The 2,066-nt window shown below is 40.8% G+C and carries 4 protein-coding genes and 1 pseudogene; 4 read left to right on the top strand and 1 reads right to left on the bottom strand.

Annotated features, from left to right (window positions below; genetic code table 11):
• Both JGK22_RS32995 and JGK22_RS32990 read left to right on the top strand, forming a co-directional pair.
• On the top strand, window positions 1-260 hold a 260-nt coding region (locus JGK22_RS32995; RefSeq protein WP_293314551.1), incomplete at its 5' end, for a hypothetical protein.
• On the top strand, window positions 257-436 hold the full coding sequence (locus JGK22_RS32990) for a hypothetical protein (protein WP_293314549.1): 180 nt from the start codon (window positions 257-259) through the stop codon (window positions 434-436). The genes JGK22_RS32995 and JGK22_RS32990, both read left to right, overlap by 4 nt.
• Window positions 437-685: 249 nt before the next feature.
• Here the strand turns inward: JGK22_RS32990 and JGK22_RS32985 are convergent.
• Window positions 686-1,186 (bottom strand): annotated as a pseudogene (locus JGK22_RS32985) (C39 family peptidase); the annotation flags it as partial.
• A 93-nt stretch (window positions 1,187-1,279) separates the two neighbouring features.
• On the opposite strand from JGK22_RS32985, the gene JGK22_RS32980 reads away from it, so the two are divergent.
• A complete protein-coding gene (locus tag JGK22_RS32980) occupies window positions 1,280-1,822 on the top strand; it encodes a hypothetical protein (RefSeq protein WP_293209154.1) in 543 nt (180 codons plus the stop codon).
• Window positions 1,812-2,066: hypothetical protein (locus JGK22_RS32975; protein WP_293209152.1), on the top strand; the 255-nt coding region annotated here is incomplete at its 3' end. The genes JGK22_RS32980 and JGK22_RS32975, both read left to right, overlap by 11 nt.

The following is a 2,066-nucleotide window of genomic DNA, read 5'->3' as shown; positions in this document are numbered from 1 at the left end:
TATACAGGAATAATTACATGAAAGATATAATGCTCAAAATCGATATCGCTCTACTAGGTACAACCGTGGCTATTTTGACTGGCGTCCTGAGTGGCTTAAACGTTGTTTGGCAAGCAAAGCGTCAAGCGATTGTTGATTCGCAAAAAATATTACACGCACTTGATTTGATCGAACAGCGACTAAACCATATTGAACAGCGACTAGATAAAACGGATAATTTTATTGCCCAGAACAGTGGATTTACCGGAAGAGACCTATGACAAATAAGAGAATGTACAACATAGTCGTAACAGGCGTTGGCTCTACAGCTATTATTTCGAGCCTTGGGGTGTTGCTGCTAGCCCAGCAAGGTAAATCTGTGTCGGGATGCTTAGAGCTTGCTTTAGCATCATTAGCGAGTCTAACCGGATTGTTGGTCACACCGCCTGAAAAGTAAATCTTTGTGTTTCAAGTTTAATACTTTTACATTTTACAAAGTAGCTCCCTACTTTAGGAGCCTACTTGTGAATATATATATATTATTTTATATATAGAATAATATATATATTTATTCCCTCCCTCACACCGCCCTTTATTATGTTTTTTGGATTGAAAAGCGTGGTGTGGTGTTATTTGTAATGTCCCATTTTTGAAATTAGGTGTCAACCCCCTTGTAACAATTATTTACATACAAGAGGGTTCATTTTTATTTGCTTATAAAGTGAACCCAGAATAAACCATCAGGTATGCAGGTACGCTCGATCAAGTCGTAGCTGTAATGCAGGTATTCACCACTTAAATCGGTTCGATAACCGCCTGGGAACCACTCACCGTAAGGGTCGTGTACTAAAAATCCTTTTTCGTCGTAACCAGTCAACACAATAATGTGACCAAATTCCGTGAAGTATCCATGCGTAATACAAGGATTACCCTCGCTTAAATGTGCCTTTACGGCGTCTATAGTTGCCGTAGCAGTGTAATTATCATTCAAGCCGTAATCGCGCACCAGAGTAGCTAAATCTTGTGGTGAGTGTCTGTCAAGGCGTCGCTTCTCCATGTATCCGTACAATTCATCTTCTAGCTGTATCCCTTGCTGATGTGGTGTCACACCCCCCCACAGCAAGCACATCGCAACAGAAGTGACGTTACAACTACCAGTTGGGTTACGTTTGTTGTCCAATTGTGAAAGGTACGGTACATCAAGCTTTACAAAGTTTTTCATAAGTACGTAGTACGTTTTGCGTTACATTGGCTACGCCTTAATTGTAACGAACTGTAACAATCCAGTTCGATTTCTTTGATGAAACTAATATCGCATTTCATCGAGCAAATCGAACTGGATTGGAGAAACATTATTGCTAATACTTCAAAATCTAAATTCAACAACACCTCTATCTACTACTGCACTAAAGCTGGAATTGTTTTAGATCAACGCCCAACTACGGGCGCTCTGGCTAAGCATATTGTCCGATTTGCCAGTAAATGGGAATACAGGGTTTATCGCGAATTAGTCCAGATGGTTGGTGTTGATAATGTTGGACTTCAATCCAAAATTATCCTTAAAGATACGACGGGAAATACAGGGCGCCTAACATATGTGTGCGACTTCCTTGTTTATAACTTCTTTTATGTAGAAGCCAAGGGATTCTTAACACCAGAAGCACGCTGCAAATTGAAAGTATTGGAGCTTCTGCACCCTTCTATCGCAGCACAATTACTGATAGTCACGGAAAAGCCTCAACGCTTATTTGGTGCAAAATGTCCGCCTACATTGTCGGTCGCAGAATTGACAAAGACAGTCAAAAACTTTGAAAAATATCGTATCCAAAACAATGACAAATGACACCGCAGCGCCCGCAATTGCCGATGTACCAGTTTTTAACTGGAGAGAAATTCGTTTAGTTTCTCACCCACTAAATTTGACGATGCTAGAACCCGACGGCTATCGGCATATCAAAGTTTGTCACTTACTGAATGAGAGCACGCACACTGAACCGCAACAAGCACGAATCGTCGTTTTCGATGAAGAATATGTTCGGCAAGTGATTGCAGGTCTGATTGTCCCGCTAGTATTTGATGCAATAGAA

It is taken from the genome of Microcoleus sp. PH2017_08_TRC_O_A, assembly GCF_020738665.1.
GTDB lineage: Bacteria > Cyanobacteriota > Cyanobacteriia > Cyanobacteriales > Microcoleaceae > Microcoleus.
This window is presented reverse-complemented; position numbering and strand designations above follow the sequence as displayed.